This is a genomic window from Flavobacterium sp. (assembly GCF_043773265.1).
Lineage (GTDB): Bacteria > Bacteroidota > Bacteroidia > Flavobacteriales > Flavobacteriaceae > Flavobacterium.
In genome coordinates this window covers 17526-33503 of record NZ_JAYVFH010000129.1, presented here as the reverse complement: position 1 = coordinate 33503, position 15978 = coordinate 17526, and the positions used below count along the sequence as shown (strand labels likewise).

At 31.0% G+C, this 15978-nt stretch carries 11 protein-coding genes and 1 pseudogene; 8 read left to right on the top strand and 4 right to left on the bottom strand.

Features of this window, described 5'->3' with window-relative positions:
- A pseudogene (locus ACH2BO_RS07170) lies at positions 1-135 on the bottom strand (arsenate reductase); the annotation flags it as partial.
- Positions 136-405: 270 nt separating this feature from the next.
- Between ACH2BO_RS07170 and ACH2BO_RS07165 the strand changes: the two are divergent.
- Complete coding sequence (locus ACH2BO_RS07165; RefSeq protein WP_395044070.1) at positions 406-1554, top strand: cystathionine gamma-synthase; 1149 nt, start codon at positions 406-408, stop codon at positions 1552-1554.
- A gap of 75 nt (positions 1555-1629) precedes the next feature.
- Here the strand turns inward: ACH2BO_RS07165 and ACH2BO_RS07160 are convergent, their stop codons facing one another.
- A complete protein-coding gene (locus ACH2BO_RS07160; protein ID WP_395044069.1) occupies positions 1630-2400 on the bottom strand; it encodes a glutamate dehydrogenase in 771 nt (256 codons plus the stop codon).
- Positions 2401-2680: 280 nt separating this feature from the next.
- Here ACH2BO_RS07160 and gdhA point away from each other — a divergent pair, with 280 nt between their 5' ends.
- The 5 genes from gdhA to ACH2BO_RS07135 all read left to right on the top strand — a co-directional run bounded on the left by gdhA (position 2681) and on the right by ACH2BO_RS07135 (position 11322).
- Positions 2681-4024: an NADP-specific glutamate dehydrogenase gene (gene gdhA, locus ACH2BO_RS07155; protein WP_395044068.1), complete on the top strand. Its 1344-nt coding sequence runs from the start codon at positions 2681-2683 to the stop codon at positions 4022-4024.
- A gap of 119 nt (positions 4025-4143) precedes the next feature.
- Entirely contained in the window at positions 4144-6441 is a 2298-nt protein-coding gene (locus ACH2BO_RS07150) for a two-component regulator propeller domain-containing protein (protein ID WP_395044067.1), read from the top strand.
- A gap of 3 nt (positions 6442-6444) precedes the next feature.
- A complete protein-coding gene (recO, locus tag ACH2BO_RS07145; RefSeq protein ID WP_395044066.1) occupies positions 6445-7158 on the top strand; it encodes a DNA repair protein RecO in 714 nt (237 codons plus the stop codon).
- 353 nt (positions 7159-7511) lie between these two features.
- Positions 7512-10934, top strand: a complete 3423-nt coding sequence (ileS, locus tag ACH2BO_RS07140; protein WP_395044065.1) for an isoleucine--tRNA ligase — start codon at positions 7512-7514, stop codon at positions 10932-10934.
- A gap of 7 nt (positions 10935-10941) precedes the next feature.
- Complete coding sequence (locus ACH2BO_RS07135; RefSeq protein WP_395044064.1) at positions 10942-11322, top strand: TraR/DksA family transcriptional regulator; 381 nt, start codon at positions 10942-10944, stop codon at positions 11320-11322.
- A 59-nt stretch (positions 11323-11381) separates the two neighbouring features.
- On the opposite strand, the gene ACH2BO_RS07130 is transcribed toward ACH2BO_RS07135, so the two are convergent.
- Positions 11382-12629, bottom strand: a complete 1248-nt coding sequence (locus tag ACH2BO_RS07130; protein WP_395044063.1) for an LVIVD repeat-containing protein — start codon at positions 12627-12629, stop codon at positions 11382-11384.
- Positions 12630-12834: 205 nt separating this feature from the next.
- On the opposite strand from ACH2BO_RS07130, the gene ACH2BO_RS07125 reads away from it, so the two are divergent.
- On the top strand, positions 12835-13482 hold the full coding sequence (locus ACH2BO_RS07125; protein WP_395044062.1) for a lipoprotein signal peptidase: 648 nt from the start codon (positions 12835-12837) through the stop codon (positions 13480-13482).
- Here the strand turns inward: ACH2BO_RS07125 and ACH2BO_RS07120 are convergent.
- The gene (locus ACH2BO_RS07120; protein WP_395044061.1) at positions 13479-14042 is read right to left on the bottom strand and encodes a 5-formyltetrahydrofolate cyclo-ligase; all 564 of its coding nucleotides are present in this window, start codon (positions 14040-14042) and stop codon (positions 13479-13481) included. The two genes, ACH2BO_RS07125 and ACH2BO_RS07120, sit on opposite strands and share 4 nt — an antisense overlap.
- A gap of 141 nt (positions 14043-14183) precedes the next feature.
- Here ACH2BO_RS07120 and uvrC point away from each other — a divergent pair, with 141 nt between their 5' ends.
- On the top strand, positions 14184-15977 hold the full coding sequence (gene uvrC, locus ACH2BO_RS07115; protein WP_395044060.1) for an excinuclease ABC subunit UvrC: 1794 nt from the start codon (positions 14184-14186) through the stop codon (positions 15975-15977).
- Position 15978 lies beyond the last annotated feature (1 nt).

Genomic DNA, 15978 nt, shown 5'->3' with positions numbered 1-15978 from the left:
ATCTTGTTTTATATCTCTGTAAACCAAATTAGCACTTTTTGGTAATGATTTTATAATTTTTCTGCACGTATCGCAACTTGCCAAGTAATATATTGTATCCTTCATTAGAATTAATTTCTTGCAAAGGAAATTCATTTAAATTGTATAAAATACTTTTTTCTACTTTTTTTCTAGAAGCAACTTCCAGCTATACATTACAAGTTTACTTGTAAAATCACATTTTTCTATAACCAAAAATGCGCTTCCTTTGGTCGCAATTTTTGGTCAAGAAAAATTGTAATTTTCCTTCACAAAGCTTTTCATTACTATCTTGGCTACAAATTCTGTCTTAAACTTTTACATCAATCTTAAATATTTACTTCCTGTCTAAAACAATCTTTATATCTTTGTAAAAAATTAAATAAAATGAAATTCAATACCAAAGTCATACACGGCGGACAACATCACGATCCAAGTACAGGAGCAGTTATGCCACCAGTTTATCAAACCTCTACTTTTGTACAAAATAGTCCAGGACAACCAGTAAATCCCGATTACGAATATTCTCGTGCTGCAAATCCAACACGTTCAGCGCTTGAAAATGCTTTAGCAAGTATAGAAAACGGAACTCGCGGATTGGCTTTTTCATCAGGATTAGCAGCCACAGATTGTTTACTTCGTTCGTTCAAAGCTGGTGACGAAATCATTGCAATGGACGATTTATATGGCGGAACTTACAGAATGTTTACTCGTATTTATAAAGACAGCGGAATAAAATTTCACTTTGTAGATATGAATGATATTGAAAAATTCAAATCATTAATAAACGAAAATACAAAATTGGTTTGGGTAGAAACGCCAACCAATCCTTTAATGAAATTGGCAGACATTCAAGAAATTGCCAAAATCACCAAAGCACATAAAATTCTTTTTGCAGTTGATAATACTTTTGCAACGCCTTATTTACAAAAACCTTTAGATTTAGGCGCAGATGTTGTTATGCATTCGGCTACAAAATATCTTGGAGGACATTCTGACGTTATCGCTGGAGCATTAATTGTAAAAGATGAAGAACTTGGAAACCAACTACATTTTCAACAATTTGCAACTGGCGCAACACTTGGACCAATGGATTCTTTCTTAGTTTTAAGAGGAATAAAAACCTTGCATTTAAGAGTACAAAGACATTGTGAAAACGGTGCCAAAGTTGCCGAATTTTTGAGCAATCATCCTGTTGTTGCAAAAGTGTTTTATCCAGGATTACCAAATCATCCGTTTCATGAAATTGCTAAAAAACAAATGCAAAATGGTTTTGGCGGAATGGTTTCTTTCACATTCAAATCTGGTTTAAAAGCTGATGCAATTAAATTTTTAGAAAATTTAAAAGTATTCACTTTAGCAGAATCACTTGGTGGCGTTGAAAGTTTGGCAAATCATCCTGCTTTAATGACGCACGCATCAATTCCAGAAGATAAAAGAAAAGAAATTGGAATTACAGATGATTTAGTTCGTCTAAGCACAGGAGTTGAAGATATTGAAGATTTACTTACCGACTTGGAACAAGCTTTTAAATAATCTAAAATCTTATAAAATAAAAATCCGATTCAAAAAATTTTTTGAATCGGATTTTTTTTATGGATAAAAATACTTTTATTGAATGTAATAAATATATCCAAAATTTAACCAAAGATTCCAATCATTAGCTTTGTTTTCTGTATATATTTTAGGGTCTGGATTTAAACCATCAACCCAATTAGAAAAATAATATTGCCATCTTAAATCTATCATTAAATCAGAAAGTGGCGTCAATTTATATCTTGTTCCAACACTAGAAACTACTGACCATGTTGTTGAACCTTTAGTATCAAAAGCTCCAATGTATTTTTCTGGTGTAACACTTGGAAGAATACCTAATCCTGGACCTAGTTCAGAATAAGCAGTTGGTTTATAAAAACTAAATTGTCCTCCTAAACTAATAAACGGTGCCCATGAACCAATTGTAGCTGTAAAATCTCTAATACTATAAGGAAAAAACTCTAGTTGCATTCCTACATTTGTAACAGCAGTACTACCTCTCATAGCTCTTAATTGTTCTGCAGTTAATGATGTTCTGTTAGGATCAACCCATTTTCCAAAGTGTTGTAATTGAGTTTTATTATACGATAATTCACTTCTTAGCTTGAAGTGATCATTAAAATAAGTTTCAGGTGTGTAACAATTACATTCTGCTTTATATGAAAAATTCAAATAATGAATTAATCCAATACCATAACCAGTATTACCAGCATTGGTAGAAATATCGTGTCGCTCACCATAATCTGATTGAAAAGCTACAGGTCCAACTATGGCACCAATTTCATGAGAAAAACCGAACTGTGCATTTGCTTGGGTTATTACACCTAGAAAAAGCAAAGAAATCATTTTAAAGTACTTGGACATAAGGATAGGTATTAATTCAATTCTCGACAAATATATAAAAACATCATTCACTAATAAAATAAAATAAAAAAATACTTATATATTAACGAAAAAAAGAGTAAAATGGTTTAAAAGACAATTATATTTTCATTGTAATTTAAAATTTCTTACCAAATGAATAAAAATAATGAGAAATTCAAAAAAATTGTGCCATTATTTTTATAAAATGTATATTTGTCGAATATTCACGAAAACGTTTTCTTAAACATTAATATTATATTTTATGTCACAAAACATTAACAATTTTATTGAAGCGGTTGCTAAAAAAAATCCAAACGAGCCAGAATTTATGCAAGCCGTTAAAGAGGTTGCCGAAACAGTAATTCCATTTATTGAGGAGAATAAAAAATACGAAGCAAAAATGCTTTTAGAAAGAATGGTTGAGCCAGAAAGAGTCATCATGTTCCGTGTAACATGGATTGACGATGCTGGAAAAACTCAAGTAAACAGAGGTTATAGAATTCAAATGAACTCTGCAATCGGACCATACAAAGGAGGAATTCGTTTTCATCCATCGGTTAATTTAAGTATTTTAAAGTTTTTAGCTTTTGAACAAACTTTCAAAAACAGTCTTACTACTTTACCAATGGGTGGAGGAAAAGGAGGTTCCGATTTTGATCCAAAAGGAAAATCAGATATTGAAATCATGAAATTTTGCCAAAGTTTCATGACAGAATTATCTAAACATATTGGTGCTGATACTGATGTTCCTGCAGGAGATATTGGTGTAGGAGGAAGAGAAGTTGGTTATATGTTTGGTCAATATAAAAGATTAAGAAATGAATTCACAGGAGTTTTAACAGGAAAAGGTATCTCATTTGGAGGTTCATTAATTCGTCCAGAAGCTACAGGTTATGGCGATGTGTATTTTGCACAAAGTATGTTGGCAACTAAAGGTGATAGTTTTACTGATAAAACTGTTGTTGTTTCTGGTTCAGGAAACGTAGCTCAATATGCAGCTCAAAAAGCTACAGAACTTGGTGGTAAAGTAGTTACAATGTCAGATTCATCGGGTTATATTTATGATGCTGATGGTATTACTGCCGAAAAATTAGCATTTGTAATGGAAATCAAAAATGTAAACTACAGTAGAATTTCTGATTATGTTGCAAAATATCCAAACGCAAAATATATCGCTAATAAAAGACCTTGGGAAGTAAAATGTGATATCGCTCTTCCATGTGCAACTCAAAATGAGCTAAACGAAGAAGAAGCTAAAGCATTAGTTGCCAACGGATGCATTTGTGTTGCAGAAGGTGCAAACATGCCTTCAACTCCAGAAGCTGTTACTATTTTTCAAAAAGCTAAAATATTATTTGCACCAGGAAAAGCATCTAATGCTGGCGGTGTTGCAACCTCAGGATTAGAAATGTCACAAAATTCTTTGCGTTTAAGTTGGACTTCAGAAGAGGTTGATGAAAGATTAAAAAGAATTATGTCAGATATTCATGCAGCTTGTGTAAAATATGGCTCAGATTCTAATGGATATACAGATTATGTAAAAGGTGCAAATATTGCTGGTTTTGTAAAAGTAGCCGATGCAATGCTTGCTCAAGGAATTGTATAAAATAATTTGTATCAATTTATTTCAAATGCCTTCTATTATTGAAGGCATTTTTTTATTAAATATATTAAACATGAATTATTTACGTTTATACTATATTTGTAAAACTATATTTTAATAAAATGCAAAGAATAATTTTCTTCTTTTTTTTATTTTCAATTGCTGGATTCTCTCAAGAAAACCTTCAATGGCAAGGTTATTTCTCTTATAATAAAATCAATGATGTAACAGAATCAACTAATGAAATTTCTGCAGCTTCAGAAAACGCTTTGTTTTCTAAAAACATTTCTACTAATGACATTTCTACAATTAATTCTATCGATGGCCTTAAAATAAACGATATTACTTCAGTTTATAGAAGTGATGCTTTCAATATTACACTAATTGGAAATACAAAAGGATTATTAGTAATTATAAAACCAGACGGATCGATTATTCTCAAAAGAGGAATTATTGATGAAGTTCCAGTTTCACCATTAATAAAAAGAATAAATCATTTTTATGAACATGAATCAAAGGTATATATTTCAACAGATTACGGAATATCAGTTTTTGATTTAACAACTCAAGAATTTGGTGACACCTATTATATTGGAAATAGTGGCGAAAATATTAAGGTTTTTCAAACAACAGTTTTCAATGACGAAATTTATGCAACAACACAATATTATGGAATAAAAAAAGCAGCAGTTTCTAATCCAAATTTAATCGATTTTAACCAATGGTTACAGTTTTATGGAGATTATTGGTCAGGAGTTGTAAATTATAATAATCAGCTTGTTGGTGCACATACAAATGGTAAAGCATATAAGTTTGTTGGAAATGTACCAACAGAATTTTCTAACTTTAATTTTCTTGCATTAGATATTAGAGAAAATGATGGGTATGTAATAATTACAACATTAAATAGTGTTCATGTTTATAATGAAGCATTTTTACAAGTAGCTCAAATTCAAACTACTCAAATAACCGAAATCCCTGTAACATTTGTTTGTGCAACAGTTATTAACGACGTTATTTATATTGGAACCAATGAAAACGGAATAGTTTCTACAACTATTTCAAGCCCAACATCGTTTGAATTTATTATGCCAGACGGACCAGTTTTAAATAATATTTTTAGATTAAAAAAATCTACAACTGCACTTTGGGCTTTATATGGAAGATATGATAGAGGTTATAATCCATATAATGGAAATTTTCCATACGGACTTTTTCAATACCCAATTAGTAAATTTACCACAGAAGAAGGTTGGGATATGATACCTTATTCAGATTTATTTGGGGCAAAATCATTATCAAACATTACATTTAATCCAACAAATGAAAATGAATTTTATGTAAGTTCTTATTTTTCTGGACTTTTAAAAGTTGTTGATGAAGTTCCAACAGTTTTATATGATAATACAAATACTGGTTCAAATGGATTAGAATCTCCATTTGCAGCTGCCGGTTTGAGAATAAACGGACCAGTTTATGACAAAAACGGAAATCTTTGGATGACAAATAATTATGTTGACAAAGCATTAAAAGTGCTAAGAGCAAACGGAAATTGGGAATCCTATGATTTATCAGAAGTTATTACAGAAACATTTAATGAAAGTTACGCAATTCCAGTAGTAGATAAAAATAACACAAAGTGGTTACCAAGTATACGAAACGGTTTGATTGCTTTTAATGAAACACTAAGTAATAAATCAATTGTAATAAAAACAGAAACACAAGGCAATTTGCCAGACATTGACGTTAGATGTGTAGCATTAGACAAACGAAATCAATTATGGATTGGTACTGCTCGTGGATTAAGAATTATTACAAGTGTAGATCAATTTTTATCTGAAGAGATGATAACTACCAAAGATATAATAATAGAAGAAGATGGTTTGGCACAAGAATTATTTTATCAACAATTTATTCTTGATATTGCAGTCGATGGCGCTAATAGAAAATGGGTTTCACTTGCCGATTCAGGAGTATACTTAGTCTCGCCAAACGGACAAGAAACCATATATAAATTCACCATTGACAATTCGCCATTGCCAAGTAATAATGTAAATGATATTGAAATTGATAATGTTACAGGCGAAGTTTTTTTTGCAACAGACAAAGGTTTAGTTTCTTTTAAAGGAACAGCTACAAAACCAGAAGACAATTTAAACAATGTTTATGTTTACCCAAATCCAGTTAGACCAGAATTTTCAGGAACTATAAAAATAAGTGGTTTGACAGACAAAGCTATAATAAAAATTGCAGATATCGAAGGAAATTTAGTCTACGAAACAACTTCGTCTGGCGGAACAATTGAATGGGACGGAACAGCTTTTGGAAAATACAGAGTAGCATCAGGTGTTTACATGATATTTGTTTCTGCACAAGACGGAATTGAAACTAAGGTTAAGAAAGTAATGATTATCAGATAGATAATGCTAATCAAAACCAAAGCAATAGTAATTTCTACAATAAAATACCAAGAAAAAAGCTTGATTGTAAAATGCTTCACAGAATCTGATGGATTAAAATCATACTTTGTTCAAAGTGCTTTTTCTAGTAAAAAATCTAACCAAAAAATTGCTTATTTTCAACCATTAACGATTCTTGAAATTGAAGCCAATCACAAGAATAAAGGTACATTAGAACATTTTAAAGAAATAAAATTAGCAACCGCTTTCCAGTCTATAAACACCAATATTTACAAAAGCACCATTGTCATTTTTTTGTCAGAAATCATTCATCATTCCATTCACGAAGAAGAAAAAAACCAAGATTTATTTACCTTTCTAGAAACTGCTTTGCTTTGGCTAGACAATCACGAAGAAATCGCCAATTTCCATCTAATATTAATGCTCGAAATGACAAAATTTCTTGGGTTTTATCCAGATGATTCCGATATAGAACTAAACTTTTTCGATATAAATGAAGGAATTTTTACACCATTTCACGGAATAAATTCTTTATCAGAACATGAAACACATTTATTCAAGAAACTCATCAATTTAAAATTTGATAGCAATCAAAAAGTTTTTGCAGCAATAGAACGCCAAATACTTTTAAAAATCCTACTAGATTTTTACACCATTCATCTCGACGGATTTAAAAAACCAAAATCGCTCGATGTGTTAAAAGAGGTTTTTTCATAAATTTCTTGGGCGTTACCTTTCAGGTCGTGCTATCCGTTTCAATCTTTTTCAATTGCAATGGGTTTAAACCCATTGCAATTGAAAAAGGATTTTCACTACTATCACTAACGCAAAACCCAGAATTCAACATAAACCAATATAATTTCAAAGAATTTATTCAACATAAACACTTAAAACACAAAACTAGTAAAAAACTTTGTGCCTTTGCGACTTTGTGGCTAACAAAAACTCACAACTCATAACACATAACTCACAACAATTTATTACTTTGTGGCCAACAAAAACTAACATCACATAACACATAACTCACAACTATTTATTACTTTCGCAAACTGAAATTAGAATACAACTAAATGAGCACAAAATTTACTGAATATAAAGGACTTGACTTACCAAAAGTAGCATCAGAAACCTTAGAATTTTGGAAAGAAAACCACATCTTTGAACAATCTGTAACTTCGCGTGAAGGAAATACACCATTTGTGTTTTTTGAAGGTCCACCATCAGCCAATGGTTTGCCAGGAATTCATCACGTAATGTCTCGTGCCATTAAAGATATTTTTTGTCGCTATAAAACTCAAAAAGGTTTTCAAGTAAAACGAAAAGCTGGTTGGGATACTCACGGTTTGCCTGTAGAATTAGGAACCGAAAAAGAATTAGGAATTACCAAAGAAGACATTGGCAAAACCATTTCGATAGAAGAATATAACGAAGCGTGTAAAAAAACCGTAATGCGTTATACAGACGTGTGGAACGATTTGACTGAAAAAATGGGTTATTGGGTTGATATGGAAGATCCATATGTGACTTACAAATCCAAATATATGGAAACCGTTTGGTGGTTGTTGAAACAAATTTACAATAAAAATTTACTATATAAAGGATACACAATTCAACCGTATTCACCTAAAGCTGGAACAGGATTATCTTCGCACGAAGTAAACCAACCCGGAAGTTATAGAGATGTAACCGATACAACAGTTGTTGCGCAATTTCTTGCAAAAACAGAAACGTTACCAAGCTTTTTACAAGGTTTTGGCGATGTTCACATTTTGGCTTGGACTACAACTCCTTGGACTTTGCCTTCAAACACAGCTTTAACAGTTGGACCAAAAATAGATTATGTTTTAGTTGATACGTTTAATCAATACACCTTTCGTTCAACGAAAGTAATTTTAGCTAAAAACCTTGTCGGAAAACAATTCGGAAAAGGATTTTTTGCTTCAACAGAACCTTCCGATTTTGAAAATTTTAAAGAAGGTGACAAACTAATTCCATACCAAATACTAGCCGAATGTAAAGGTTCAGATTTAGTTGGAATTCGTTACGAACAATTAATGAAATTGGCTTTACCTTATCAAAATCCTGAAAATGCTTTTAGAGTAATTTCAGGAGATTTCGTAACAACAGATGATGGAACTGGAATTGTACACACAGCACCAACTTTTGGTGCTGATGATGCCAAAGTCGCCAAAGAAGCAACGCCAGAAGTTCCGCCAATGTTAGTTCTAGATGAAAACGCCATGCCTGACGGCAGGCAGGGAAATCCTGTTCCATTAGTAGATTTACAAGGTAAATTTATTCAAGGTTTAGGAAATTATTCTGGAAAATATGTTAAAAACGAATACTATAATGATGGCGAAGCTCCAGAACGTTCTGCCGATGTTGAAATTGCCATCCAATTAAAAGAAGAAAATAAAGCTTTTAAAGTAGAAAAATACATTCACAGTTATCCACATTGTTGGCGAACGGACAAACCAATTTTATATTATCCGTTAGATTCTTGGTTCATTAAAGTAACCGAAATCAAGGACAGAATGTTCGACCTTAACGAAACCATCAACTGGAAACCAAAAGCAACTGGCGAAGGACGATTCGGAAATTGGTTAAAAAATGCCAACGATTGGAATTTATCACGTTCAAGATATTGGGGAATTCCATTGCCAATATGGAGAACCGAAGATGGAACCGAAGAAGTATTAGTTGGTTCAGTAGCAGAATTATATTCTGAAATAGAAAAATCAATCGCTGCTGGTTTAGAAACTGTAAATCCATTTCAAGGTTTTGAAGTTGGAAACATGAGTGAAGAAAACTACGATTTAGTCGATTTGCATAAAAATGTTGTCGATAAAATTACCTTAGTTTCACCATCAGGAAAACCAATGAAACGCGAAAGTGATTTAATTGACGTTTGGTTCGATTCTGGCGCAATGCCTTATGCACAATGGCATTATCCATTTGAAAATAAAGATAAAATTGACGAGAATAAAGATTTTCCTGCCGATTTTATTGCCGAAGGTGTAGATCAAACTCGTGGTTGGTTTTATACTTTACACGCAATTGGAACGTTAGTTTTTAATAAAATTGCCTATAAAAATGTAGTTTCTAACGGTTTAGTATTAGACAAAAACGGACAAAAAATGTCCAAACGTCTAGGAAATGCTGCTGATCCATTTACAACTTTATCAGAATATGGTGCAGATGCAACGCGTTGGTATATGATTTCAAATGCCAATCCGTGGGACAATTTAAAATTTGATTTAGAAGGAATAGCTGAGGTTCGAAGAAAGTTTTTTGGAACACTTTACAACACCTATTCGTTCTTTACATTATATGCAAATATTGACAATTTCACCTATTCAGAAGCAGAAATTCCGTTGAAAGAACGACCAGAAATTGACCGATGGATTTTATCAGAATTAAATACTTTGATAAAAAATGTTGACGAATATTATGCCGATTACGAACCAACAAAAGCAGCAAGAGCAATATCTGATTTTGTTCAAGAAAATTTGAGCAATTGGTATGTTCGTTTGTGCAGAAGAAGATTTTGGAAAGGCGAATACGGAACAGATAAAATTGCTGCCTATCAAACGCTTTATACTTGTTTAATAAATGTTGCCAAACTTTCTTCTCCAATCGCTCCGTTTTTTATGGATCAATTGTACCGCGATTTAGTTAGAACAACTAAAACTGAAGATTTTGCCAGTGTTCACTTGGCTTTGTTTCCAGTTTCGGTTGAAAACTTTGTTGATAAATCGTTGGAAAGCAGAATGATGAAAGCACAAACCGTTTCATCACTAGTATTATCACTTCGAAAAAAGGAAATGATAAAAGTGCGTCAACCGTTGCAAAAGGTAATGATTCCTATACTTGACGAGAATCAACGTGCTGAAATTGAAGCAGTTTCTGACCTCATAAAAGCCGAAGTTAACGTTAAAGAAATCGAACTTTTAAGCGATGCATCAGGTGTTTTAGTGAAGCAAATTAAGCCCAATTTTAAAGCACTTGGACCACGTTTTGGAAAAGATATGGGATTGATTTCCAAAGAGATACAATCATTATCGGCAAATCAAATAAATGAATTAGATGTTAAAGGTGAGTTATCGCTTGTTATTTCAGGAAATAGTATAATTTTAACTTCTGAAGATGTAGAAATAGCAACTCAAGATATTCCGGGTTGGTTGGTTGCAAATGCTAACGGAATTACTGTTGCATTAGACATTAAAATTTCTACAGAATTAAAACAAGAGGGAATTGCAAGAGAATTGGTAAACCGAATTCAAAATATTAGAAAAGATTCTGGATTTGAAGTTACCGATAAAATAAAAGTTCAATTGCAACGCAGTGGCGAATTAGAACTAGCAATACAAAATAATAAAGCATATATTATGTCTGAAACTTTAACAGAAGAATTAATTTTTGTTGATACTTTAGAAAATGGTATAGAAATTGAATTTGATGAAATAAAAACAATAATATTAATCTCAAAATAGAAAAAAGATGGTAGATGAAAAAATGAGATACTCGGAAGCTGATTTAGCAGAGTTCAAAGAAATTATCTTAAATAAAATTGAAAAAGCACAAAATGATTTAGAATTAATCAAAAGTGCTTATATGAATGACTTAAATAACGGTACAGACGATACGTCACCAACTTTTAAAGCGTTTGAAGAAGGAAGCGAAACAATGAGCAAAGAAGCTAATTCGCAATTGGCAATACGTCAAGAGAAATTCATTCGTGATTTAAAAAATGCACTTTTCCGTGTAGAAAATAAAACCTACGGTGTATGTAAAGTAACCGGAAAACTTATAGGTAAAGAAAGATTAAAAATTGTTCCTCATGCAACTATGAGTATCGAAGCTAAAAATATGCAACGATAATTTTTAGTATAAAATATTTTAAACATAAAAAAACTCGCAAATCGCGAGTTTTTTTATGTTTAAAAATTAATTTCACTAAGTTGGATTAACGAAAAATTTGTGCCATATTCATACTGAATAATCTTATTTGTACCTAAAACAATTAAATGATTATCTAATGGAATTACATCTTTTACATCTTCAGAATAGGTGTTTTCTAGTGTTAAATTAGATGAGTTTGAAGCGTCAAAAATTTTCAATCCATTGCTTCCACAACAAACATATAAAACACCATTTTTAATTCCCAAACCATAAGGTTGATTTACTAAAGAAGTTGAAATTAATGTAGGATTCGAAATATCTGTTACATCAATAACATTAACTTGATCTTCAATTGCGCCACAAGAACTTCCACCTCTAACGGTTATGTAAGCTGTGTTTCCAAAAACAACAACAGGATCACAAGCTGTTGCATGAGAAAATCCAGAAACAAAATAAGGATTAAATTCATCATTTGCATCAACTGTAAACATTCCTGTAGTTGAACCCACAAATAAAATTTCCTTTTGAATAAAAAGTGTTTCAAATGCACCACCACCAAACCAACCATTCATATAAACTACTTTGTCAAAAAAAGTTTCAATTGGGTTTGTAATATTAAAAACATTTAATTGATAAGAATCTAAAGTATAAAGTGCATTATTATTTATTTGAAAACGAGCATACGAACCTCCAGTTCCAACTGAATTTGGAGCGGCACTTTCAAAACCAGATAATGCATCATTTGCTAATATTAATTCCTGTCCAAGAGGACGATTTTTTAATTGTACAGTAAACCCAGTAATTATTTCTCCTTCACCAGCATTTACAGAATAATCATAAAATTCGGCATCTACTGGATAAGTTGGATAAAACAACAATGAATTTTCAACCGTTTTTACCAAAGTGATATTTGAAATATTTGAAATGTCAAACACCAATAAATCAACAAAATTATCAGCATATAAATAATTTCCTTTTACAGAAATATCATGAACACCTTCTAAATTAATAAAAGCAGTGTTTACAGGTAATGATGGGTTTTGGTTGTTGAAAACATGAATTCCAACTTCTTTAGAGATATAAAAAAGATAGTTTTCAGAAACATAGATTTTACCATCAGAATTTGTTTGTTTTGCTCCAGAAACAGTTATATTATTTCTAATTTCTGTTAATGTTTTTATTGAAGGAACAGCAAATTTAGCTTTTTCAGTAGTAGCGTCATCTTTTACACATGAGGTGAAAAATAGTATTGAAAAGCACGATAATATTATTTTTAATAGTTTCATTTTATGATTTTTTTAATAGTTCAAATATAATAAAAATATCTTAATTTGTTAACATTGAGCGCTTGAAAAATATTGTTATAGTTGATTAAACTTTTATAATCTGTCATAATGTTGATAATATTATAGAAAAATAACTAGTTTATTATAATAAATTTAGCTTTTTTTATATGATAAAATTGTTATTTTTGCTCTCAAATCTTAAAAAATGAAACTCACAAATTCTATATTATTAATATTTATAATTTTACTAATTGACCAAGCGTCTAAAGTTTTCGTAAAAACTAATTTTTATTACGGTGATGAACTAAAAGTTATGGGTTTAGATTGGTTTAGAATTCACTTTATTGAAAACCCAGGAATGGCTTGGGGTACAATTATTCCTGGCGCTTATGGAAAATTGATATTAACAATTTTTAGAATTTTAGTTGTTCCATTTATTGGGTATTGGTTATATGATACAATCGAAAGAGAAAAATCTAATTATTTAATTGCAGCAATTGCTTTAATATTTGCTGGTGCTTTAGGAAACATTATAGATTCGGTTTTGTATGGAGTAATGTTTAACGATAGTCATAATAAATTAGCTACTTTTTTTCCAGAAGATCATTATGGAACATTGTTTCATGGCAAAGTTGTAGATATGTTTTATTTTCCTATAATTGAAGATTATTTATTGCCAAATTGGGTTCCAATTTGGGGTGGAAAAGAAGTTACATTTTTTAATGCAATTTTCAATGTAGCCGATTTTTCAATATCATGTGGCGTTGGAATCTTAATTTTCTTTAATAAAAGAGCATTTACATTACCTCAAAAAAGTATTTCTAGAGTTCGTTTTTACAAGACTTTAGATTAAAACTTATAGGTTTTTATTGGTGTTACACAAAAATCTAATTGAACATCGTTTTCAAAAACATCATTTATAATTTCTTCTGCTTCAAAGAATGAAAGCCCTATTTTTATAGTTTTTGGCAAACATTCAGACAAGAATTTATCATAAAAACCTTTACCATATCCAACACGATTTCCTTTGTCATCAAAAGCTAAAAGCGGAACAAAAACAACCTCTATTTTTGACACAGGAACTTCTAAACCATCAACAGGTTCTGATATATTATATTCATTTTTCTTGAATCTGGTGTTGTCAGTTAATAAATAATGTTTCATTTGTAAAGTAGAAAAATCACTTTTAGAAACAACAATTTCTTTATCTTTTCCTGACAATATTTGAAGTATAAACTCGGTATCAATTTCTTTTTGATCTTCAATGGTTAAGAATAAATGATAATATGTTTTATTCCAAACATCTAATAGAAGTAAATTATTAGCAATTGTTATACTTTTTTCTTCAATTTCTTTTTCAGAAAGTTGATTTCTCAATTCTTTATATTTCTTTCTCAATTCTTTTTTAAACATAAAGTAAATGTAGAAAAATTTCAATTTGTTTTGTGAAGAATTTAAAGTTAAATTTGTTAGAATATTACCTAATGTCAATATCAATTGCAAAAATCAATTGCAAGACTTCAAAAATGAACAATCGTTAATCTGCAATCATAAATGCTACTTCCTTCTCTAGAACTACAAATACAATCACTTCCAGATAATCCCGGAGTGTATCAGTATTATGATAAAGAAGGAAAAATTCTATATGTAGGAAAAGCTAAAAGCATCAAAAAAAGAGTTGCATCTTATTTCAATAAAATTCACGACACAGCCAAAACAAATGTGCTAGTTAAGAAAATTGTTGCCATAAAACACATTGTTGTTACTAGTGAGCAAGACGCACTTTTATTAGAAAACAATTTAATAAAAAAACTTCAACCACGCTACAATGTTTTACTTCGTGATGACAAAACCTATCCTTGGATTTGCATAAAAAAAGAACCGTTTTCCAGAATATTTCCAACTCGTAGAATGGTAAAAGATGGTTCAGAATATTTTGGACCTTACACCAGTTTCAAAACCGTAAATACTATTTTAGATTTAATAAAAGAATTGTATCCGCTTAGAACTTGCAACTATGATTTGACACAAGCTAATATTGATTCACACAAATATAAAGTTTGTTTAGAGTTTCACATTGGCAATTGCAAAGGTGGTTGTGAAGGATATGAATTGCTAGAAAACTATCAAAAACAAGTAGATGCCATTCGCGAAATTCTAAAAGGAAATTTCAAAGAAAGCTTGAAAAACTTCAAAATAAAAATGCAAGAATTTGCAACAACAATGCAATTTGAAGAAGCACAAAAAATCAAAGAAAAAATCGAAGTTCTAGAAAATTATCAATCACGTTCAACAATTTTAAATCCTAAAATATCCAATATTGATGTGTTTTCTATCATTTCAGACGAAGCTGTGGCGTATGTTAATTTTCTTCAAATAGCACACGGAGCAATAATTCGTTCCTACACTTTAGAATTAAAAAAGAAACTCGACGAAACCGATGAAGAACTTCTAGAACTTGCCGTTGTTGAACTTAGAGAACGATTTCAATTACTTTCACGCGAAATAATTTTACCTTTTAAATTAGATTTTGGTGATAAAATAAAAGTTACTGTTCCTCAACTTGGCGATAAAAAACAAATTCTAGAACTCTCAGAACGCAATGCTAGATATTATCGAATAGACCAATTAAAACAAATTCAAATCGTTGATCCAGAACGACATACTAACCGAATTATGGCTCAAATGCAAAAGGATTTACGACTTCAGGTTGAACCAAGACATATTGAATGTTTTGATAATTCTAATATTCAAGGAACCAATCCTGTTGCAGCTTGTGTAGTTTTTAAAGACGGAAAACCATCTAAAAAAGACTATAGACATTTCAATATAAAAACAGTAGTTGGTCCAGACGATTTTGCCTCTATGGAAGAAGTTGTTTATAGAAGATACAAAAGAATGTTAGACGAAAACCTATCGCTTCCCAATTTAATCATTATCGATGGTGGAAAAGGACAACTATCATCTGCATTAAAAAGTATTGATGATTTAGGATTACGAGGAAAAATTGCCATAGTAGGAATTGCAAAACGCCTCGAAGAGTTATTTTATCCAGGTGATTCGGCGCCACTTTATCTCGATAAAAAATCAGAAACTTTAAGAATAATTCAACAATTGCGAAACGAAGCACACCGATTCGGAATCACTTTTCATCGAGATAAAAGAAGCAAAGCAGCACTAAATTCAACTATAGAAACCATACCAGGAATTGGCGAAAAAACAATGCTAACACTAATAAAACACTTTAAAAGTGTTAAAAGATTAAAATTAGCTGCTGAAAAAGAAATTTCTGACGTTGTTGGTGTATCAAAAGCCAAAAAAATTTACGACTTTTACAAAAAAGAATAGT